The 20,680-nt window shown below is 67.3% G+C and carries 20 protein-coding genes; 6 read left to right on the top strand and 14 right to left on the bottom strand.

The genetic code is table 11. From position 1 onward, the window contains the following. The first annotated feature begins 18 nt into the window (after positions 1 to 18). Positions 19 to 1,770, top strand: coding sequence for a phosphoethanolamine transferase (locus tag SFB74_RS20050; protein ID WP_432726026.1), 1,752 nt, complete (start codon positions 19 to 21; stop codon positions 1,768 to 1,770). A 12-nt stretch (positions 1,771 to 1,782) separates the two neighbouring features. Here SFB74_RS20050 and SFB74_RS20045 read toward each other — a convergent pair whose 3' ends face one another. From SFB74_RS20045 to eat, 5 genes are all read right to left on the bottom strand, one after another. Next, positions 1,783 to 2,364, bottom strand: a complete 582-nt coding sequence (locus SFB74_RS20045) for a peroxidase-related enzyme (RefSeq protein WP_432726024.1) — start codon at positions 2,362 to 2,364, stop codon at positions 1,783 to 1,785. An 84-nt stretch (positions 2,365 to 2,448) separates the two neighbouring features. Beyond that, complete coding sequence (locus tag SFB74_RS20040) at positions 2,449 to 3,717, bottom strand: haloacid dehalogenase-like hydrolase (RefSeq protein ID WP_432726022.1); 1,269 nt, start codon at positions 3,715 to 3,717, stop codon at positions 2,449 to 2,451. 91 nt (positions 3,718 to 3,808) lie between these two features. After that, entirely contained in the window at positions 3,809 to 4,597 is a 789-nt protein-coding gene (gene eutC / locus SFB74_RS20035; protein ID WP_432726020.1) for an ethanolamine ammonia-lyase subunit EutC, read from the bottom strand. Continuing rightward, entirely contained in the window at positions 4,594 to 5,988 is a 1,395-nt protein-coding gene (locus SFB74_RS20030) for an ethanolamine ammonia-lyase subunit EutB (RefSeq protein ID WP_432726018.1), read from the bottom strand. Before SFB74_RS20030 ends, eutC begins: the two co-directional genes overlap by 4 nt. Positions 5,989 to 6,007: 19 nt before the next feature. Further along, on the bottom strand, positions 6,008 to 7,435 hold the full coding sequence (gene eat / locus SFB74_RS20025) for an ethanolamine permease (RefSeq protein WP_432726016.1): 1,428 nt from the start codon (positions 7,433 to 7,435) through the stop codon (positions 6,008 to 6,010). A 179-nt stretch (positions 7,436 to 7,614) separates the two neighbouring features. Between eat and SFB74_RS20020 the strand changes: the two genes are divergently transcribed. Continuing rightward, positions 7,615 to 7,983 carry an FKBP-type peptidyl-prolyl cis-trans isomerase gene (locus tag SFB74_RS20020; protein ID WP_432726014.1) on the top strand — a complete coding sequence of 123 codons (369 nt, stop codon included), beginning with the start codon at positions 7,615 to 7,617 and terminating at the stop codon, positions 7,981 to 7,983. Between the two features lie 3 nt (positions 7,984 to 7,986). Here SFB74_RS20020 and SFB74_RS20015 read toward each other — a convergent pair whose 3' ends face one another. From SFB74_RS20015 to SFB74_RS19985, 7 genes are all read right to left on the bottom strand, one after another. Further along, complete coding sequence (locus SFB74_RS20015; RefSeq protein WP_432726013.1) at positions 7,987 to 8,739, bottom strand: SDR family NAD(P)-dependent oxidoreductase; 753 nt, start codon at positions 8,737 to 8,739, stop codon at positions 7,987 to 7,989. Positions 8,740 to 8,938: 199 nt separating this feature from the next. Beyond that, on the bottom strand, positions 8,939 to 10,537 hold the full coding sequence (locus SFB74_RS20010) for a glucan biosynthesis protein (protein WP_432726011.1): 1,599 nt from the start codon (positions 10,535 to 10,537) through the stop codon (positions 8,939 to 8,941). Between the two features lie 187 nt (positions 10,538 to 10,724). After that, on the bottom strand, positions 10,725 to 11,567 hold the full coding sequence (locus SFB74_RS20005) for a class I SAM-dependent methyltransferase (RefSeq protein ID WP_432726010.1): 843 nt from the start codon (positions 11,565 to 11,567) through the stop codon (positions 10,725 to 10,727). Between the two features lie 56 nt (positions 11,568 to 11,623). After that, entirely contained in the window at positions 11,624 to 12,001 is a 378-nt protein-coding gene (locus SFB74_RS20000; RefSeq protein WP_432726008.1) for a gamma-glutamylcyclotransferase family protein, read from the bottom strand. An 11-nt stretch (positions 12,002 to 12,012) separates the two neighbouring features. After that, positions 12,013 to 12,741: a M24 family metallopeptidase gene (locus tag SFB74_RS19995; protein WP_432726007.1), complete on the bottom strand. Its 729-nt coding sequence runs from the start codon at positions 12,739 to 12,741 to the stop codon at positions 12,013 to 12,015. Then, on the bottom strand, positions 12,728 to 13,615 hold the full coding sequence (locus SFB74_RS19990) for a nitroreductase family protein (RefSeq protein WP_432726006.1): 888 nt from the start codon (positions 13,613 to 13,615) through the stop codon (positions 12,728 to 12,730). The genes SFB74_RS19995 and SFB74_RS19990 overlap by 14 nt, the downstream gene beginning before the upstream one ends. Positions 13,616 to 13,718: 103 nt before the next feature. Beyond that, positions 13,719 to 15,596, bottom strand: a complete 1,878-nt coding sequence (locus SFB74_RS19985; protein ID WP_432726005.1) for a sigma-54-dependent Fis family transcriptional regulator — start codon at positions 15,594 to 15,596, stop codon at positions 13,719 to 13,721. Positions 15,597 to 15,811: 215 nt separating this feature from the next. On the opposite strand from SFB74_RS19985, the gene adh reads away from it, so the two are divergent. From adh to SFB74_RS19970, 3 genes are all read left to right on the top strand, one after another. After that, the gene (gene adh / locus SFB74_RS19980) at positions 15,812 to 17,332 is read left to right on the top strand and encodes an aldehyde dehydrogenase (protein WP_432726004.1); all 1,521 of its coding nucleotides are present in this window, start codon (positions 15,812 to 15,814) and stop codon (positions 17,330 to 17,332) included. Then, positions 17,332 to 17,709, top strand: a complete 378-nt coding sequence (locus SFB74_RS19975) for a DUF779 domain-containing protein (protein ID WP_432726003.1) — start codon at positions 17,332 to 17,334, stop codon at positions 17,707 to 17,709. Before adh ends, SFB74_RS19975 begins: the two co-directional genes overlap by 1 nt. A 64-nt stretch (positions 17,710 to 17,773) precedes the next feature. After that, complete coding sequence (locus tag SFB74_RS19970; RefSeq protein ID WP_432726002.1) at positions 17,774 to 17,983, top strand: TOBE domain-containing protein; 210 nt, start codon at positions 17,774 to 17,776, stop codon at positions 17,981 to 17,983. 3 nt (positions 17,984 to 17,986) lie between these two features. Here SFB74_RS19970 and SFB74_RS19965 read toward each other — a convergent pair whose 3' ends face one another. Both SFB74_RS19965 and SFB74_RS19960 read right to left on the bottom strand, forming a co-directional pair. Beyond that, positions 17,987 to 19,189: a hypothetical protein gene (locus tag SFB74_RS19965; RefSeq protein ID WP_432726001.1), complete on the bottom strand. Its 1,203-nt coding sequence runs from the start codon at positions 19,187 to 19,189 to the stop codon at positions 17,987 to 17,989. 2 nt (positions 19,190 to 19,191) lie between these two features. Further along, on the bottom strand, positions 19,192 to 20,112 hold the full coding sequence (locus SFB74_RS19960; protein ID WP_432726000.1) for a LysR substrate-binding domain-containing protein: 921 nt from the start codon (positions 20,110 to 20,112) through the stop codon (positions 19,192 to 19,194). 140 nt (positions 20,113 to 20,252) lie between these two features. Between SFB74_RS19960 and SFB74_RS19955 the strand changes: the two genes are divergently transcribed. After that, positions 20,253 to 20,669, top strand: a complete 417-nt coding sequence (locus SFB74_RS19955) for a YjfI family protein (protein WP_184636946.1) — start codon at positions 20,253 to 20,255, stop codon at positions 20,667 to 20,669. Positions 20,670 to 20,680 lie beyond the last annotated feature (11 nt).

Here is a 20,680-nt window from a genome sequence, read left to right as displayed (position 1 = left end):
CCTCGTTACATTCGCGGCATGTCTGTTTCGCGAATTTCGCCTGTTCCCTTGCAACAGGCGGGTACCCCTGAGTCAAAAACACCACAGTTGCCGCCTTCGGGCGCCCCGTGGACACGATTCGACCTCTGGCTGCAGCGCCCGCGCTCGGCCGCCGCGGTCGTTCTCTGGCTCAGCCTCTACCTTGTACTGACCACCAACTGGCCGTTGTGGAACGAGCTGGCCCGCATCGGCGGCGCGCCCAGCAGTTACATGTCCACCGTGCTGACGATGAGCCTGCTCACGCTGTGCGGCTCGGCGGCCATCCTGTCGTTCACCGCCTGGTCGCGCTGGATGAAGCCGTTGTGGCTCCTGGTGGTCGTGCTGGCCGCGGTGGTGCAGCACTACATGCTCGAGTACCGCGTGGTGATGGACCCCACCATGATCGCCAACGCGATGCAGACCGACCCCAACGAGGCGCGCGACCTGCTGAGCTGGCGCATGGCCTTCAACGTGGCGGTGGTGGTCCTGCCCGCGGCCTGGCTGCTGTGGCGGGTGCGCGTCGCTCCGATGCGCCTGCTGCCCAAGCTGGCGCGCAACGTGGGGCTGCTGCTGCTGTCGGTGGCCGTGGCCGTGGGCACGGCGGTGGCCATGAATCGCGAGCTGGCGCCGCTGATGCGCAACAACGTGCACCTGCGCTACATGATGAACCCCATCGCGACGCTCTACTCGACGGGCGCGCTCTTCATCAAGCCTCTCTTCAAGCGCAGCGGCAAGCTGGTTTCCATCACGGCCGGAACGGCGCTGGGCGCGAGCTATGCCGCGCAGACCAAGCCGCCGCTCTTCGTGGTGGTGGTGGGCGAAACGGCCCGCGCCGACCACTTCGCCCTCAACGGCTACGCGCGCGACACCACGCCCGAGCTGGCCAGGCGCGGCGTGCTGAGCTATCGCGAAGTGCGCTCCTGCGGCACCAACACCCTGGCCTCGGTGCCGTGCATGTTCTCGCCGCTGGGCAAGGAAGGCTACGAGTCGCGCAAGGACGACTACGAAACCCTGGTCGACGTGCTGCAGGCTGCCGGCCTCGCCGTGTTCTGGCTCGACAACCAGGCCGGCTGCAAGGGCGTCTGCGAGCGCATCCCGAACGCCTCGGCCTTCGTCGGGCTCGATGCCGCCACCAAGAAGGCGTTGTGCGACGGCGACGAATGCCTCGACGACGTGATGCTCAAGGGCCTGGACGAACGCATCGCCGCGCTGCCGGCCGAGCGCCGCGCCAAGGGCGTGGTGCTGGTCATGCACCAGATGGGAAGCCACGGCCCGGCCTACTACAAGCGCTCGGCGCCCGACGTGAAGCGCTTCCTGCCCGAGTGCAAGACCAATGCGCTCGCCGACTGCGGCCATGCCGAGCTGATGAACGTGTACGACAACTCGATCGTGCAGACCGACCGCTTCCTCGGCCAGACCATCGACTGGCTCAAGACGCAGTCGAAGCAGTACGACCCGGCGATGCTCTACATCAGCGACCACGGCGAGTCGCTCGGCGAGTTCGGCCTGTTCCTGCATGGCGTGCCATACAGCTTCGCGCCCGACGCCCAGAAGCACGTGCCCATGGTCACCTGGTTCAGCGAAGGCATGAGCGAGCGGCGCAAGCTCTCGCGCTCGTGCATGGAGGCGGGGCTCGACGCGCCGCTCACGCACGACAACCTGTACCACACGGTGCTGGGCGTGATGGACGTGACCACGCCCACCTACAAGCCCGCGCTGGACGCGCTGGCTTCCTGCCGCGCGAAGGGCTGAGGCAGCCTTACTTCACTTCTTCTCGCGGGGCACCCGCCCCATGAGGAAGAACTCGTTGTTCGGCTGCATGCCGCTGAAGCTGGCCAGGCGGTTGCTCAGGCCGAAGAAGGCGGTGATGGCCGCGATGTCCCAGATGTCCTCGTCGTCGAAGCCGTGGGCGTGCAGCGGCGGGAAGTCGCTGTCGTCGATCTCGTGCGAGCGTTCGCAGACCTTCATCGCAAAGTCGAGCATCGCGCGCTGGCGCGGCGTGATGTCGGCCTTGCGGTAGTTCACCGCCACCTGGTCGGCCACCAGCGGCTTCTTCTCGTAGATGCGCAGCAGCGCGCCGTGCGCCACCACGCAGTACAGGCACTTGTTGGCCGCGCTGGTGGTGGTGACGATCATCTCGCGGTCGCCCTTGGTGAGCGAGCCTTCTTCCTTGAGCATGAGCGCGTCGTGGTACGCGAAGAAGGCGCGCCACTCGGCCGGGCGCCGCGCCAGGCCCAGGAACACGTTGGGCACGAAACCGGCCTTTTCCTGCACGGCAAGGATCGCGGTGCGGATGTCTTCCGGCAGGTCTTTCAGTTCGGCGAGGGGATAGCGGTCTGCGGCCATGTCTGTCTCCGTTGTGGTTTGCCTTGATGGGGCCATCATAGGCAAGCCGCGCGGGAGGCCGCGCGACCGCTTCCTCCTCCTCGCTTACTTCAGCGCCTTGCCCTGGGTCGCGCCCAGCGGCGTGTGCAGTTGCGAGCTCACCCACGAGCCGGTGTTGTCGTCGCGACCCTGCAGCAGGTAGCGCGTGTCGGCCTTGCCGTAGTTCTGTACCGCCAGCGCGGAGAACTTGCCGATGTCGGTCTTCGGATCGCGCAGGCGGTTGACGATCAGCACCTTCTTCGTATCGGCGAAGTCGGCCATCATGTTCTGGTCGCCTTCGCTGTCTCCGGCCACGAAGCTCGGACCGTAGCCGTACTTGCTGACCAGGAAGCGCCGGATGTTCTTCGTCTTGCCCGGGCCTTGCGTCTGGTCGTAGCCGCGGCGGAACTCGGGCTGGATCACGCCCTTGCTGTCGCGTTCCAGCTCCATCGCGAGCACGCGCTCGGGCGGGTTGTTGTAGCCGAAGGCCGGGTTGGACGAAATCTCCCTGATCACGTCGACGAAAGAGGCCGAGCACACCCACACGTCGAAGCCCGCGTTGCGGAAGGCTGCGTAGAGCTGCTGCATCTCGGGCTGCAGGCGAAGGCCGTTCTTCCAGCTCACCGAGACCACGCCGGCACGTCCCGGCAGGGCGGCGGGCGACGTCCACTTGACCTTGGTCACAGGCTCCTTCAGCTGCCAGGCCACGGTGTCGGCCGTGAGCTTGCGCACTTGCGCCTCGGTCATGCCGGCGAAGAGGTAGGTGACCCACGGGTAGGCCGTGTCGTGATCGAAGGTATCCCCGATGGCTTCGTAGAGATAGCGCACCTTGGTGGTGAATGCACCGTAGTGCGGGCTCAGCGCCACCACGGCCAGCGACTGGTCGCCCTTCAGCCCCTTGTAGTTCTGGTAGAGCCACGTGTAGCTCGCGACGATGTCGGGTACCACGGTGTCGATGTTCACCGGCCGGCCGGCCGCGTTGTTGTATGCGGGCAGGAAATCCTTCTTCGGGATGTTCCGGCGCAGCGCCACTTCGAGCTGCGCGGGCGTGGCGCCGAAGACCAGGTTCTCCAGCTGGTAGATGAGCGAGGCTTCCTCGATGTCGAGGAAGACGCTGGTGTTGTCCCAGTCGAACACCACGTACGGCGGCTTCGCGGCGTCGTAGCCCGGGCTGCCCTTGCCGAGGCCGGCGATCAGGCCCTCGATCTGCGAGCGGTTGAAGGCGTCCCAGTTGCCGGGCGCGAGGACCGGAGCTTTGGCGGCCGTCAGGCTGGCGCAGCCTGTCGCTGCGAGTGCCGCGGCCAGTGGTGTGAGAAGGACGAGGCGACGTTGCATTGCGTTTTTCCTTTTTGAGTGAATGCTTTGTGCGAAAGAAAGGCGCGAGCGTACGAAGCGCTCGTGACAGTTCCCGCCTTGCCGGCGGCGTTCAGCGCGAGATGGAAGGAGCCCGGCCCGGCTCGTCGAGCACCGCGAGGTCGCTCTCGTCCTTGAGCCCGACGCCCGTCAGCCCCCTGCGCAGGGACTCTCGCATCAGCCATGCCAGCTTGAACGCGGCCGCTTCGTAGGGCAGGCCCTCGGGGCGCACGTTCGAGATGCAGTTGCGCTCGGCGTCGTGCCGGCCGCGCTTGGGCGTGTGGGTCAGGTAGATGCCGAGGCTGTCGGGCGAGCTCAGGCCCGGGCGCTCGCCGATCAGCATGATCGACAACGCCGCGCCGAACAGCTCGCCCACCTCGTCGGCCAGCGCTACGCGTGCCTGCGTGGCGACGACCACGGGGGCGAAGCGGATGTCTGGCGGCAAGTGCGAGCGCAGCGCGGCAAGCAGGGGCACCGCGTGGCGCGCGACGGCCAGCGAGGAGAGTCCGTCGCCGATCACCACGCAGACATCGCAGCCGTAGCGCCGCTCGCCGAGCAGGCGGGTGGCGTAGTCTTCGTCGAGCTGGCGACCGAGATCGGGGCGGCGCAGGTATTCGGTGCGGTCCGCGGCGCGGCTGCGCGCGCGGGCCACTTCCCAGCGCTGCGCGGTGAGGGCGGCTGCCAGCGCGTCGACGTCGAGCGCGGCATGGATCGCGTCGCGCGCCATCGCGTGAGCCCAGCCGAAGCGCAGCGTCTCGTCGGTGGGCATGCCCGAGCCGGCGCGGCCCAGCGCCAGTCGCGCAGGCGTGGCCGAGCGCCATTGCGACCAGGGGTTGGGGGTGACCGGCGATTCGTCGCTCATGACGCGAGCGCGGAGAGTCCGCTCATGTCGGCCAGCAGCCGGTTGGAAGAGGGTGGCGCCAGCCTGCCGGCCGCGTCGGTGATCTGCATGCGCTGCAGCCATGCCTCGAACTCGGGCGCGCGCTTCAGGCCCAGCGTCTCGCGCAGGAACAGCGCGTCGTGGAAAGACGTGCTCTGGTAGTTGAGCATCACGTCGTCCGCGCCCGGAATGCCCATGATGAAGTTGATGCCCGCCGTGCCCAGCAGCACGAGCAGCGTGTCCATGTCGTCCTGGTCGGCCTCGGCATGATTGGTGTAGCAGACGTCGCAGCCGATGGGCAGGCCCAGCAGCTTGCCGCAGAAGTGATCTTCGAGTCCGGCCCGGATGATCTGCTTGCCGTCGTACAGGTACTCCGGCCCGATGAAGCCGACGACGGTGTTGATGAGAAAGGGCTTGTAGCGCCGCGCCAGCGCATAGGCGCGGGCCTCGCAGGTCTGCTGGTCGACGCCGAAGTTCGCGTTGGCCGACAGCGCGCTGCCCTGGCCGGTCTCGAAGTACATGACGTTGTCGCCCACCGTGCCGCGCTTGAGCGAGAGCGCGGCCGCGTAGGCCTCGTCGAGCAGCTCGGGCGTCACGCCGAAGGAAAGGTTCGCCTTCTCGGTTCCCGCGATCGACTGGAACACCAGGTCCACCGGCGCGCCGGCTTCCGCGAGCTTGAGCGTGTTGGTCACGTGCGTGAGCACGCAGCTCTGCGTGGGAATCTCGAAGCGCTGGATGACTTCGTCGAGCATGTGCAGCAGCCGGCCGAGCACGGGCATGCTGTCGGAGGCGGGGTTGAGGCCGATCACCGCGTCGCCCGCGCCGTAGAGCAGGCCGTCGAGCGTGGAGGCGGCCACGCCGCGCAGGTCGTCGGTCGGGTGGTTGGGCTGCAGGCGTACCGAGAGATGACCGGGCAGGCCGATGGTGTCGCGAAAGCGCGTGACCACGCTGCACTTCTTCGCGACCGACACCAGGTCCTGATTGCGCATGAGCTTGGACACTGCCGCGACCATCTCCGGCGTGAGGCCCGGTGCGAGCGCGCCCAGCGTCGCGGTGGTGGCGGCCTCCGACAGAAGCCAGTTGCGGAAGTCGCCGACAGTGAGGTGCGACACCGGCGCGAAGGCCTGTGCATCATGGCTGTCGATGATGAGGCGCGTGACGTTATCGCTCTCGTAGGGAATCAGCGCTTCGGCAAGGAACTGCTTGAGCGGTGTTTCGGCCAGCACGTGTCGCGCGGCCATGCGCTGCTGCGCGGTGGCCGCACCGATGCCCGCGAGGTAGTCGCCCGAACGAGCCGGGCTCGCGAAGGCCATGACCTGCCGCAGGTCCTCGAAGGCGAAGACCTGGCCGGCGATGGTGGTGCGGTAGAGCATCTTTCTGTGTGACCCGTTCTCAGGTGCCGCTGGTCCGGGAAGACAGCATCTCGTCGGGCGCCGCGGCACTGCGCTGCCCCGATGTCAGCAGGAAGTAGCCGTAGGCGGCGGCCATCAGCACGATGAACAGCAGCGTGAGCATGCCGTTGAACCACACCATCGCACCCAGGCACACCACGCCCAGTCCGAAGGCGATGGCCGGGAACACGGGGTAGAAGGGCGCGCGGTAGGTGCGCGGCAGGTTCGGCTCGGTGCGGCGCAGCCTGAAGAGAGCGGCCATCGAGATCAGGTACATCACGATGGCGCCGAGCACGGCCATGGTCACGATGTTGGCGGTGAGCGTCTGGCCGCCGAACTGCACCCACTCGTCGCTGAAGATGGCGATGACGCCGATCACGCCGCCGGCCAGCAGCGCGCGGTGGGGCGTGTCGAAGCGGGGGCTCAGTCCGGCGAAGTAGCGCGGCAGGTAGCCCGCGCGCGCCAGCGCGAAGATCTGCCGCGAGTAGCCCATGATGATCCCGTGGAACGAGGCGATGAGCCCGAAGAGGCCGATCCACACCAGCATGTGCAGCCAGCCGCTGTTGTCGCCCACCACCGCCTTCATGGCCTGCGGCAGCGGATCGTTGATGTTGGCGAGCTTGCGCCAGTCGCCCACGCCGCCCGCGAAGATCATCACGCCGAAGGCCAGCACCACCAGCGTGACGATGCCCGTGGTGTAGGCGATGGGAATGGTGCGGTGCGGATCGCGCGCTTCCTCGGCCGCCATGGCCGCGCCCTCGATGGCGAGGAAGAACCAGATCGCGAACGGAATCGACGCGAAGATGCCCGCGACTGCTGCGCCGTTCAGCACGCTGCCGCCGGCCCAGCCGTTGGCCACGAAGTTGGCCATGGTCCAGCCCGGCGTGACCACGCCCATGAACACCAGCAGCTCGACGATGGCCAGCACCGTCACGAAGAGTTCGAAGGCCGCGGCGATGCCCACGCCGATCCAGTTGAGCCCGATGAAGATCACGTACGCGCCGAGCGCGAACCACTTCGGGTTGATGCCAGGGAACTGCACGTTGAGATACGCGCCGATGGCCAGCGCGATGGCCGGCGGCGCGAAGACGAATTCGATCAGCGTCGCGAAGCCCGCCACGAAACCGCCGTTGGGACCGAAGGCGCGCCGCGCATAGGCGAAAGGGCCGCCCGCGTGCGGGATGGCAGTCGAAAGTTCGGTGAAGCTGAAGATGAAGGTGGTGTACATGGTCGCCACCAGCACCGTGGCGACCAGGAAGCCGAGCGTGCCGGCCGTGTTCCAGCCGTAGCTCCAACCAAAGTATTCACCGGAGATGACGAGTCCCACCGCGATGCCCCAGAGCTGCACGGGGCCGAGCACTTTCTTGAGATGGCCTGTGCCGGCATGGGCCGGCGACGCGCCCGAGCCGGCAGCGGTGGTGGAGTTCATTCGACTTCCTCTCTTCGTGAATGTTGACAGTGCACATTCGCCAAAGCAAGGGCTGTTCCAACAAGACCGCCGGCGCATGACGGGACCGGCATGGACCGCTGGCCATAATCGGGGTCTCCCAACCTTCGAGGTGTTCTGTGAAGTCTCTTTTCTGTGCCGCTCTCGTGTCCGCTTTTGCAATGCCCGCCGCGTTCGCGCAGTCCGCGCCCGTGACCACATCCAGCGGCCTGATCTACCAGTCGATCAAGGAAGGCACCGGCGCATCGCCCGCGGCCACCGACGTGGTCAAGGTGCACTACCGCGGCACCTTCCCCGACAGCGGCAAGGAATTCGACAGCTCCTACAAGCGCGGCGAACCCACCGAGTTCCCGCTCAACGGCGTGATCCCGTGCTGGACCGAAGGCGTGCAGAAGATGAAGCCGGGCGGCAAGGCCAAGCTGACCTGCCCGCCGTCCATCGCATATGGTTCGCGCGGAGCCGGCGGCGTGATTCCGCCGAACGCCACGCTCAACTTCGAGGTCGAGCTGATCTCCGTCACGAAGCGCTGATCGTCAGATCTGCGCCATGCCGCCGTCGACGAACAGCTCGACACCATTCACGAAGCTGCTGTCGTCGGAGGCCAGGAACACCACGGCCTTGGCGATTTCGTCGGGCGTGCCGACCCGGCCCAGCGGGATGTTCTGGGCCTGTCCCTCGATGAAACCCTGCACCTGTTCCGGCGTGAGACCCAGCAGCTCATAGGCAGGGGTCGGCACCACGCCGGGGCTCACGGCATTCACGCGGATGCCGGCGTCCTTCAGGTCCACCGTCCAGCTGCGCGCGAAGCTCCGCACCGCCGCCTTGGTGGCGCTGTAGACGCTGAAGGCCGGATTGCCCTTGACGCTGGTGATCGAGGCGTTGAGCACAATCGATGCGCCCTTGGGCATCAGCGGCAGCGCCTTCTGCACCGTGAAGAGCAGGCCGCGCACGTTGGTGCCGAAGATCTTGTCGAAGTGCTCCTCGGTGATCTGCCCCAGCGGCAGCAGGCTGCCACCGCCCGCGTTGGCGAACAGCACGTCGAGGCGGCCTTTTTCCTGCTTGATGGTGGCGTACAGCCGGTCGAGGTCTTCGAGCTTAGACACGTCGCCGAGCACGCCTGTCACGTTGCGTCCGATGGCTTTCACTGCCGCGTCGAGTTCGGCCTGGCGGCGGCCGGTGATGAATACGTGCGCGCCTTCGGCCACGAAGCGTTGCGCGGTGGCCAGGCCGATGCCGCTGGTGCCGCCGGTGACGAGGGCGATCTTGTCTTCGAGCTTGAGGGTCATGACTGCTTCCTTGGTTGTTGCTGCAATGCAGCGTTGCCGGTGGGAGGAAGTTTGGGCACGACCCTCGCGCGGACCAAGATGGCGCGCGGGATTTGTCTATTCACGAATCACCAACAATCCGGCGATAGGCCGGATCGCCGCCACGTGTGTCTACCCGTGGCGTATCCGATCAACCGGCACCTGAGCGCCGGGCCGAGTTTCAGCCTGGCTGGTACTGGTACAGCCAGGTCTCGGTGAGCGTCTGATCGCCGTTCTTCAGGTACAGGCGCATGTCGATCGGCTCGTTGCCTTCGGGCGTGAAGTCGAACTGCGCGCGCCAGTGGCCCGGCACGCCGTTGGGCACGGCCTCGGCGAAGACGTACGAGAACTTGCCGCGTGCCGCCGTCAGCACCACCTCGGGTTTCACGCCGAAGGGCACGGTCGTCAGCGGCTGGCCGATGAACTCCACCATGAACTTGCGCACGCCCTGCGGACGCGGCTGGCCCGGCTGGCCGCCGCGGCCGATGCGCGTCGCCACGCAGCGCGCCAGCGGCGAGGGAAAGGGCTCCTGGTCGGTCCAGTGCAGCCGGTATTGCAGGCTGTAGCTGGCGCCAGCCTTCGCGTCGGCCTTGGGCACCCAGAATGCGACGATGTTGTCGTGGATCTCGTCGTCGGTCGGGATCTCGATGAGCTGCACCGAGCCCTCGCCCCAGTCGCCCAGCGGCTCGATCCACAGGCTCGGGCGCTTCTCGTAGTTCACGCCGTCCTGGTAGTGGTCGAAGGCGCGGTCGCGCTGCAGCAGGCCGAAGCCGCGAGGCTTGGTGTCGGCGAAGGCCGAGGCGCGCGTCTGCGAGGGGTTGTTGAGCGGGCGCCAGATGCGCTCGCCCGCGCCGTTCCAGATCGCGAGGCCGTCGGAGTCGTGCACCTCGGGGCGCCAGTCGATGGCGGTGGGCTTGATGGTTTCCGAGTACCAGTACATCGACGTGAGCGGTACCAGGCCCAGCCGGGCCACGTCCTTGCGCACGAAGATGCGCGCGTCGATGTCCATGATGACGGCCTTGGTGCGCTGCATGACGAACTTGAACACGCCCGTCACGCTCGGCCCTTCGAGCAGCGCGTAGACGGTCATCGAGGTCGTGTTGTTGGCGGCCGGCGTCTCGAAGTAGAAGCGCGTGAAGTTCGGGAACTCCTCGGGCCGGTCGGGTACAGCCACGTCGAGCGCGATGCCTCGCGCCGACAGGCCGTACTGGTAGAGCTCGCCGATGGCGCGGAAGTACGAGGCGCCGAGGAAGGCGACCCAGTCGTTCTTCTGCCAGTCGAGCTTGCTTTGGTCGCCGAGGCGGCTTTCCTGCAGGCGGAAGCCGGCGAAGCCCGCGCCCGGCGGCAGCGCGCGCGCGGGGCTGTCGGGCGGCATCGAGAAGTACGAAGGGCTGTAGAGCACCTCGCGCGCGAAGGCGTCGCCGTCGGTGTTCTCGAGCACGTTCATGCGCACCGGCGTCTGGAAGAAGCGGCCGAGGTGGAAGAAGGTGACGGGGAAGGCGCCCGGGCCGTCGCGGAAGAGGGCGTTGGCCGGGTCGAACCTGATCTTGCCGTGCGCGTCGTAGTCGATGCGGTCGAGCACCTCGGGCGCCAGCGGCGCGGCGGCCGCGTACGGTTTCGCGGCGAGAGACTTCGCCTGCGCGACCAGCGCGTCGAAGGAAAAGGGCGTGGGCTGGCTCAGTTGCAGGCCGTTGGCGGCCAGGGCCTCTTCGGGCAGTCCGAGGGCGGCGAGTGCGGCAGCGGCACCGCCGGCGGCAAGGAAGGATCGGCGATCAAGCATGTGTTTCTTGAGGGTTGCGAATCTCTTGGGGAGGAAGGGAAGAGGAAAGAAGGTCAACTGCGGAAACGATAGGACATTTTCCGCGACCGTGAACACCCATGAGCTTGACCTGCTCCGGGGCTTTGCCGCGTCAGCCGATCCGCGCAGCGCACGCCGGACAAAACCGGCAATCCGGAAAATTGTGCGTTTATGTATCGGCGCCGTCCGTCGCCTGCAGCGCGTAGAGCGCATAGAGAGGCACGCCGAGAAACAGCATGACCATCGGCGCGAACAGCGTGTAGGGCAGGCCGAAGCCTTCGAGCACGCGATAGGTGCCGCTGAGGCTCAGGCGCGGATGGGGCTGCGTCAGCTCGGCTGTCCGGCGGATGCCCCACTTGAACTCCGCGCCGGTGACTCGCACCGACGGATGCTGCTTGCCGCGCCCCACCGCGAGCCAGCACATCGCGTCGAAGGCCAGCACCGAACCCGCGGGCGCGCGTTCGCCAAAAGTGGCGAGCACCGCCTGGACCTGCGCGGGCTCGAGGTACATCAGCACGCCCTCGGTGAAGAGGAACACAGGCTGCGCATTGCGCTTGCGCGGCAGGCCCAGTTGTTCCCACCAGCCGGGCGCGGTGAGGTCGAGCTCGCGCACGTCGTGGCGCTCGGCGGGTTCGGGAAGCAGCTCGCGGCGCAACTCGAGCACCTCGGGCAGGTCGGCGTCGGTCATGCGCGACTTGCCGTCGTCCAGCCACTGGAAGTAGTGGCTCAGGCCGCAGCCCATGTTCACCACGCGCGCGCCGGGGTGCAGCTTGAGGAAATCCTGCGCCAGGCTACGGAAGCGCCGCGTGCGCGAAAGAATGCCGTAGATGGTGGCCCTGTCCTCCGGCAGCGCGTCGCCCTCGTCGCGGATCTGCTCCAGGATGCCCGCGGCGTACGCGTCGCGCACAGCCACCTGGGGGAACATCGCGTCGCCCGAGGCGCGCGCGGCCAGGGGAATCCGCAGGGTGGACGGAACGGCGGACAGGCGGCGGACGGATTTGCTGGTGGTCATGAATGCTGGAGCGGCGCTTGGCGCAAAGTCTGGCCGCTCCGGCATCCCCGGGCAAGTCAGTCTTTTGTTACGACCGGCGGCGGGTGCCGCGCATCGACGTAGGCCCAGGCTCGCACGCCCGACGCCAGCACGACAAGGTCGCGCCGGTAGTCGTCGACCTCGTAGGCATCGGCATGCGCCAGTTCGGCCGGCGTGACGGCGAAGACCGCGCCGTCGACCCCAACGCCCGGCGTGGCGCCGGGCGCGACGATGGGGTGGTGGGTCTTGCCGCTGGTCGCGACCACGGCCGCGTCGCGGATGGCGAGCTGCCCGAGCCTGTAGCCCGGCAGGCGGTCGGGGTGGCCGTCGAGCAGGCGCCCGAAGGTGGCGATCTGCACCGCGGGCAGCTGCAGCGTGCCGTAGGAGAAAAGTCGTTCGGTGGCTTCTTCCGGCATGTGGGGCCCGTTCAGTCCGCAACCAGCTCGGCTGCGATGGCGGTTGCGTCGTTGCCGGAGCGTGGGTCGTCTTCCATCAGCAGGTCTTCGTAGAAGGCGCCGAAGGGGCGCGTGGGGTGCGCGATCTGGATCTCCAGGATCCAGATGCCGGTGGCCGGGCACAGGCCGAAGTCGCCCAGCCTGCCGGCCTGGTAGATCGCATGCGGGAAGTCGCAGACCCGGTGGCCCTTGATGTCGAGGTTCAGCCGCCAGCCCATGGCTTCGGCCCGCTCGGCCGCGAATGCATAGAGCGCCTGGCCGCTGAGGCGGTCGGCGCGCCAACGTTCGGCGACCTCGTGCCACAGCGTGCGCGCGGCCTCGGCGCAGGCATGCATCTGCGGATCGTCGCCGGTCACGAAGCTGTCGCCGGCATCGCCTTCATGGCCTTCCCAGACGGGGCCGATGTCGACGAAGAAGATGTCCTGCTCGCCGAGCACGCGGGCTGGGTCCGATTGCTCCCTGAAGGTCTTGAGCGTGTCTTCGCCGAAGCGGATGACGATGGGGTGCCAGTTGCGCTCCATCTCCAGTTTCTGCAGCGTGGCCATCGCCAGGTCGTGCGCCTGCGAGTGGGTCATGCCGGGGCGCATGCCCGAGGCGATGCGGCGCACCGCAAGCTGCGCGAGAGCCCGCGCGGTCTGCATCGATTTCAGGGAGAACTTCGCGCCGGTGGCTTCGGTGCGTCCGGTGTCAGGTCTTGTCATTGGCTGTGTCCATGTCTAGTTTCGGGGGCGGGGTCAGGGAGGCGGCAGGCGGAATCCAGGCGGACCAGACCTGGCCCGGCAACGCATGGCCGCGTGGCGGCGCAGCCTCGGCCACGCTGCCCAGGCTCACGAAGCCGGCGAGGAATTCGTCGGGGCCGATGCCGAGCTCGGCGCCCAGCACCGGATCGAAGCAGCGCTCGCCGCTGAGCACGATGGCGCCGAAGCCGAGCTGGTGCGCGGCATTGAGCAGGTTGCCCAGGGCCGCGCCCGCCGAGAGCCACTGCTCGCGGGCCGGCACCTTGCTGCGGGCACGTGGCACCACGACGAAGGCCAGCAGCACCGGCGGCCGTGTCGCGTGCTCGCGGGCACGGCGAAGGTCGGCGGGCGAAGCGAGCGGGTCGCGGCGAAGCTTTTCCGCCTCGAAGCGATCTGCGAGCGCCGTGCGTTGTGCATCGCGGAACTCGACCACCCGCCAGGGATGCAGCCCGCCGTGGTCGGGCGCGCGCAGCGCGGCCTGCAGGATCAGGTCGATGTGCTCGGGCCCGGGCCCAGGGGCGCGCAGGCGCTTGGGCGAGACGGAGCGGCGTTCCAGCAGCGGGGCGAGGGCGCTTTCGTCCCGCGAGACGCGCAGTTCGCGGCGCAGGGCTTCGCTGCGCTGTTGCAGCCCGCGTGCCCATTCCAGCACCAGTTCGCCCTGCTGCGTGAAGCCCTCGAAGCCGGAGCCGGGCTTGACGAGCGGATGCCCGTATTCGTGCTCGAGCGTGCGGATCGCTTCGTGCAGCTCGGGCTGCGATACCTGGCTGGCCTGCGCGGCGCGGCCGAAGTGCTGTTCCTCGCCCAATGCGACAAGGCAGCGGAGTTGGGGAGTGACCATGAAGTGCGTGTTTCGGCGGATGTTCGGATGATGCTTCGCTGTATTCTAGAAAACATAGCGTAGCGATGTCCGGCTCCGGCCTTTCCGCCGGTTCCAGGGTCGATCAGTGCGCGGTCGGCTTGTCGCGCTGGCGGGCGAGATGGCGGTAGACGGTGCTGCGATGAACGCCAAGCCTGCGAGCGGCCTTCGCCACGTCGTGATCGCAGGCCTTCAGCGCCTCGTCGATGGCGTGGCGCGTGATTGCGAGCAGGGGCTCGGCCTGCGGCGCTGCGTGTGCCGGCGCAGGCTCGGGCGGCGAGGACGGCGTTGTGTGCAGATGCGCCGGCAGGTCAGCCGCCGTCACCGCGTCACCCGCGTCGGCCAGCGCCACGATGGCGCGCAGCGTGCTGCGCAGTTCGCGCACGTTGCCCGGCCAGCGCCACGCGGCCAGCGCTTCCAGCGCATCGGCTTCCAGCTGCAGGCGCTTTGCCGCGCCGCCCGCTTCGAGAAACAGCCGCGAGATCAGCGCGTGCCTGTCGTTGCGCTGCCGCAGCGCCGGCAGCTCGACGGTGAACCCGGCCACCCGGTACATCAGGTCGGCGCGGAAGCGCCCGGCCTCCACCAGCGAGGGCAGGTGGCCATGGGTGGCGCAGACCAGGTCGAAGTCCACCGCCACGCCCTGGCCGCCGCCCAGCGGCGTGACCACGCGCTCCTCGAGCACGCGCAGCAGCCGCGTCTGCAGGGCCAGAGGTATCTCGGCGATCTCGTCGAGGAACAGCACGCCGCCATGGGCTTCCCGGATACGGCCCGCCATGCCCTTGCGCTTCGCGCCGGTGAAGGCTCCCTGCTCGTAGCCGAACAGCTCGGATTCGATCAGCGACTCGGGCAGCGACGCGCAGTCCACCGCGACGAAGGGGCCCGCGCTGCGCCGGCTGGCGGCATGCAGGCGGCGCGAGAACACTTCCTTGCCGCTGCCGGTCTCTCCGTTGACGAGTACGGAGACGCCTTCGTTCAGCACCCGCACCGCCTTGTGCAGCAGCGGCTGCACGTCGTCGGCCTCGGCCACGTTTTGCGCCACGCCGCGCCTCTGTGGCGGGCGAGCGGCGCCCGGCGTGTTCGAGCGCTCCATCACCGTCGCGATCTGCCTCCCGCCCGGCAGCGTGAGCAGGCCGCGCCGGTGCTCCATGCGTGGCCAGTTCGCGCCGAGGAAATCCTCGGCGTCCAGGTCGAGCAGGTCTTTCCAGGAGCGGCCGAAGAGTTCGAGCGCGACGCGGTTGGCCGCGACGATGCGCCCGCCCTCGATCACCATCAGGCCCTCGCGCGCAGTGCCTATCAGTGCCGGCCGCGCATGGAAGCGCAGCACGTGGCCGCCGGCCTCGGCCAGCATCATGCGGTGCTCGACCTGCTGGGCCGCCATGCGCACCAGCCCCAGCGCGTGCGTGTTCACGCGCACCGTTTCGCCGGAGATGTCCAGGGCGCCCGCCAGCTCGCCGCGCCCTGTGAAGATCGGTGCCGCAGCGCAGCCGAGTCCACCGTTCTGCGCCAGGTAGTGCTCGCCGCCCAGCACCATCAGCGCCTCGCGCTCCGCCAGCGCGGTGCCTATGGCGTTGGTGCCCCGGTTGTGCTCCGACCATTCCACGCCGGGTTGCAGCGCGATGCGCTGTGCCTTGGGCAGGAAGTCGGCGCTGCCGATCTCCTCGAGGATCAGCCCGCTGGCATCCGAAAGGATCACCACGCAGCCGTTGCCGATCGCATGCTCGGCCAGGCCGTCGAGCTCGGGCTGCGCGCAGTTCAGGAGGCGCATGGCCTGCTCGCGCCGTTCGCTCAGCAGCGCCAGCGCCATCGGCTCGGGGTCGACGGCCTGGTGGTCGACCGGGCGGCTGCGCTGCCAGGAGCGCGAGATGTGCGGCGCGATCCACGGCGCGGGGTCGCGGCCCTGCCCGAAGAAGAGCTCCCGGGCCTGGGCCACTGCGATCGACGGCAACTGCGCTTCAGCACTCATGCGTGTCTCCGATGGGGTTTTCGCCTTGTGCGACATCGTAGTCGCTATGTTCGCGCAAACATGTCGCAGATTGCGAATGAAAACCCGCTGCCACCCGCACTTGCGGTGCGGAAGTACTCAGGGAATGTCCCGATCCGGCCGGGTACGCGGCTTGCGCTCCAGCACGCGGCCGCCGCATGTCGCGGCGCCATCACCCAGCACATGGAGACAACGTCATGGACATGCTCGAACCGGGCAAATTCGGTACCGCGGTGCCGTTCAAGAAGCGCTACGGCAACTACATCGGCGGCGAATGGGTCGCGCCGGTGGAGAACCAGTATTTCGAGAACATCACGCCCGTCACCGGCAAGGTCTTCTGCGAGGTGCCGCGCTCCACCGCGGCCGACATCGACCGCGCGCTGGACGCCGCCCACAAGGCCAAGGCGGTCTGGGGCCGCACCTCGACCACCGAGCGCGCCAACATTCTGAACAGGATCGCCGACCGCATGCAGGAGAACCTGGCCGTGCTCGCGGCGGCGGAAACCTGGGACAACGGCAAGCCCATCCGCGAAACCACCGCGGCGGACCTGCCGCTGGCCATCGACCACTTCCGCTATTTCGCCTCGTGCATCCGCTCGCAGGAAGGCGGCATCAGCGAGATCGACCATGAAACCTTCGCGTACCACTTCCACGAGCCCATCGGCGTGGTCGGCCAGATCATCCCGTGGAACTTCCCGATCCTGATGGCCGTGTGGAAGCTGGCGCCCGCGCTGGCGGCCGGCAACTGCGTGGTGATCAAGCCGGCCGAGCAGACGCCGGTGTCGATCCTGGTGCTGATGGAGCTGATCGGCGACCTGCTGCCGCCGGGCGTGGTGAACGTGGTCAACGGCTTCGGCGTGGAGGCGGGCAAGCCGCTGGCGTCGAGCAATCGCATCGGCAAGATCGCCTTCACGGGCGAGACCACCACGGGGCGGCTGATCTCGCAGTACGCGAGCCAGAACCTGATTCCGGTCACGCTGGAGTTGGGCGGCAAGTCGCCCAACATCTTCTTCGCCGACGTGATCGACAAGGACGACGCCTTCTTCGACAAGGCGCTCGAGGGCTTCGCGATGTTCGCGCTGAACCAGGGCGAGGTGTGCACCTGCCCGTCGCGCGCGCTGATCCAGGAGTCGATCTACGACCGCTTCATGGAGCGCGCGCTCAAGCGCGTGGCTGCCATCAAGCAGGGCAGCCCGCTAGACGCGGCGACGATGATCGGCGCGCAGGCCTCCAGCGAGCAGCTGGAGAAGATCCTGTCGTACCTCGACATCGGCAAGCAGGAAGGCGCAAAGGTGCTGATCGGCGGCGAGCGTCACCAGCTCGAGGGCGACCTCGCCGGCGGCTACTACGTGAAGCCGACCGTCTTCAGGGGCAACAACAAGATGCGTATCTTCCAGGAGGAGATCTTCGGCCCGGTGGTCTCGGTCACCACCTTCAAGGACGAGGAAGAGGCGCTGGCCATCGCCAACGACACCCTCTACGGCCTCGGCGCCGGCGTGTGGAGCCGCGACATGAACCGCGCCTTCCGCATGGGCCGCGGCATCCAGGCCGGCCGCGTGTGGACCAACTGCTACCACCACTATCCGGCGCACGCGGCCTTCGGCGGCTACAAGCAGTCGGGCATCGGCCGCGAGAACCACAAGATGATGCTCGACCACTACCAGCAGACCAAGAACTTGCTGGTGAGCTACAGCGAGAACAAGCTGGGCTTCTTCTGATGACAGGCGATGTCCTGCGCGTCACCGCGACCGATGCCGCGCTCGCGTTGATCGACAGGCTCGCCGCAAAGCACGGCCCGCTGATGTTCCATCAGTCGGGCGGTTGCTGCGACGGCAGCGCGCCCATGTGCTACGCCCAGGGCGAGTTCATCGTGGGCGACTACGACCGGCTGCTGGGGCACATCGGCGGCATGCCGTTCTACATCAGCGGTCCGCAGTTCGAGTACTGGCAGCACACGCAGCTCATCATCGACGTGGTGCCGGGGCGTGGCGGCATGTTCTCGCTGGAGGGGCCGGAGGGCGTGCGCTTCCTGACGCGCTCCCGGCTTTTCACCGACGAGGAGTGGGCTGTGCTGGAAGCCGGGGAAACAAGGTAGGGCGGGAGGGCGCGGCGCCGATAGACTGGGGTGGTCCTGTGTCAACATTTCCAAGGAGCATCCCATGAAGATCAGCGCCCGCAACGTCCTTTCCGGCAAGGTCGTCTCCATCGTCCGCGGCCCCGTCACCACCGAAGTCACGCTGGAGATCGCTCCGGGTGTCCAGATCGTCTCGACGATCACCAGCAACTCGGCCGATTCGCTGAAGCTGGCCCAAGGTGCGAATGCCTATGCGGTGATCAAGGCTTCGAGCGTGATGGTGGGTACCGACTGAGTTTCAGGCAGGAGATTCTTCCCGTTCCTCGCCGAGCCAGCTCTGCGGATCGGGCGTCCAACTCGCGTCGGGCTCCCGCTCCATCAGGATGCAGGCATAGGCGCCGAGGTCCATGTCGTAGACCGCTTTCGCGGCTTCGGCGCCGCCATCCTCGCGTTTCGCATTCGAAGCGAAGCGGGTGAAGAGCTCCCAGTTCTGGCCCATCTGCTCCACGAGGATTCGCGCGAGTTCATAGGAGAGCTTGTTGCCTTCGTCCGTCCTGAAGAAAGAGGCTCCGGACCAGAATTCCTGGATTCTTGCTTCGTCCCAGAACCTCAGGTGGCTGCGACGCAGCTGGTGGCGCTCGCCGAGAGGCATGGCTCCTGCACCGGCGAGCTTTCTCTCGGTGTTGACGGCCAGGCCTTCGTCCAGCCACCTCGGCAGCCTGAGGTGGGAGAGGGCACTGTGGGTCATTTCGTGCGCAATGACGGGTTCGATGGCCGCGAGGTCAGCCCGCTTGACCAGGAAGTGGGCGCAACCCGCGTCGATGAACATGCCGCCGCTGAAGGCGAATTCGCCGCTGTCGGGGTAGTAGCTCGAAACGTAGTCGTAGTACGCGTCGTCGTCATCCATGACGATCAGGATGCTCTTTTCGCGGGCGTCGAAATGCGCGAGGCCGGCCAGGACGCGCTGAATGCGCTTGCGCGTCGAGGCCACGTAGGCGGCCGTTGCGCCGGTGACGATGTCTTCCAGCGACGACAGGACATAGGCGTTGTCCGATTCGTGCAAGTGAAAGTGCGGGCCCAGCGCGTCTCTCAGGTGCAGGAGCCATGCACGCTTGGCCTGTTCGACGGCTGTGCGCTGCAGTTCCTCATCGTCCATCGAGGCGGCCCATTCGTCGACCGCCTGCCAGTCGAGGAAGGGGAGCCCGTTGTCGAGGCTCATGTGTTCGATCAATGGGAACGCCGGGCCCTCGTGGAGCGCGAGGATCTTCGGTGCTTCCCCGGTGGAAGGGCCGCTGAGTTGCATCCCGTCGCGCAGCGCGACGGAGCGGGGCGGCATGCCGATCCTGCCGAGCCAGGCGCCAAGAAAGGGGATCAGCCACACCATCCAAAGGATCAGCCCCTTGCGCCAGGCTGGCTCATTGCTCGGAAGAATGCGCATCGTGGTGTGCACGTTGAGCACGAGCAGCAGGACGCATGCGCCGAACAGGAGAAAGTCGGACATCGCTACGTTTCCGCTTGTTGGAGAAGATGCTTCGCCAGCAACTGCGCTGCAGGCGAGAGCGCGGCCCCCGTCTTCGTCGCCATCAGCAGCCTCCGCGTGGCCCACGCATCCTTGAGCCGCACGACCTTCAGGTCGAGCGCTTCCACCTGCGCCTTGCACGCCGCCAGCGGCACCACGCCGATGCCGAGGTTGGCCGCGATCATGTGGCACATCGCGTCGAAGCTGCGCACCTGCACGCGCAGGCGCATCGGGATGCCGGCCTGCTCGGCCGCGCGCGAGGTCAGTTCCAGCAGCGAGCTGCTGCGATTCAGTCCCACGAACTCGTGCGCCAGGCAGCTCTTGAAGTCGGTCTGCTTCACGCGGCTGCGCGCCAGCGGATGCTGCTTCGCGCAGAGCACCACGAGCTCGTCGGTCTGGAAGGGCTGCACGTCGAGGCCGTAGGCGGGCGTGTTCTCGGCGAACACACCGACGTCGGCCAGGCCATCGACGAGGGCGCGCACGATGTCGCCGCTCAACTGCTCCTCGACTTCGACGCGGATGTCGGGATGCTGCGCGAGGAAGGTGGCGAGCGTAGTGGGCAGGAACTCCGTCAGTGCCGACATGTTGGCCCACAGTCGCACGTGGCCACGCACGCCGCTCGAGTAGTCGCCAAGCTCGCTGCTGAATTGCTCGAAGCCCTGGAAGAGCCGCATCGCATGCTGCATCGCCACATGGCCCGCCGGCGTGAGCGCGATGCCCTGGGAGCTGCGCTCGAGCAGCTTCGACCCCGTTGCCGCCTCGAAGTCCGAAAGCCGCCTGCTCGCGGCCGACAGCGCCAGGTGGCATGCCTCCGCGCCCTTGGTGATGCTGCCCGACTGGGCCACCGCGCAGAACAGGCGCAGCGTCACGAAATCGACGCGTGCGGGGTTGATGGAGTTGGCCATCGGCGAATTCTAGGGAGCGCGCCAGTGTCGAAAGTCATGGGGCCGGCGAAAGATATTTTTTGACATGTTATGTCCGAGTGCCTATAGTGAATCCATCGAAGCACCGCTCGCTTCCAACGGTATTCACCACAAGGAGAGGTATGCAACCACTGCTCGATCAACTGAAGGGACTGGATGTGCTGGCAGGCGCCGAGATGGGCGGGCGGTCCGTGCAGCTGCAGCCCATTCCGGGCCACACGCCCGTGATCCAGGTGAGCATCGAGGGTCGCGACGAGCTGCCGATCTTCGTCACGAGTTCGGACATGCAGATCATCTGCATCTGCTACCTCTGGGGCGAGGAAGAAGTGAAGCCGGCGCGCCGCACCGAGCTGCTCGAATCGCTGCTGGACCTGAATCCTTCCGTCCCTTTGTCTTCCTTCGGTCGCGTCGACGGCCGCTACGTGCTCACCGGCGCCCTCGGCCGCGATGCCAGCGTGCAGGACATCGCGCGCGAAGTGGCGGTGCTCAGCGACAACGCGCTCGATGCACTCGACGCCCTGTCCGAATTCCTGAATTAAGCGGAGGTCCC

The organism is Variovorax xiamenensis, assembly GCF_050916385.1.
In the GTDB taxonomy this organism is placed as follows: Bacteria; Pseudomonadota; Gammaproteobacteria; order Burkholderiales; family Burkholderiaceae_C; genus Variovorax.
Note: the sequence above shows the minus strand (reverse complement) of the source record. Positions and strands in the feature narration are given on the sequence as shown.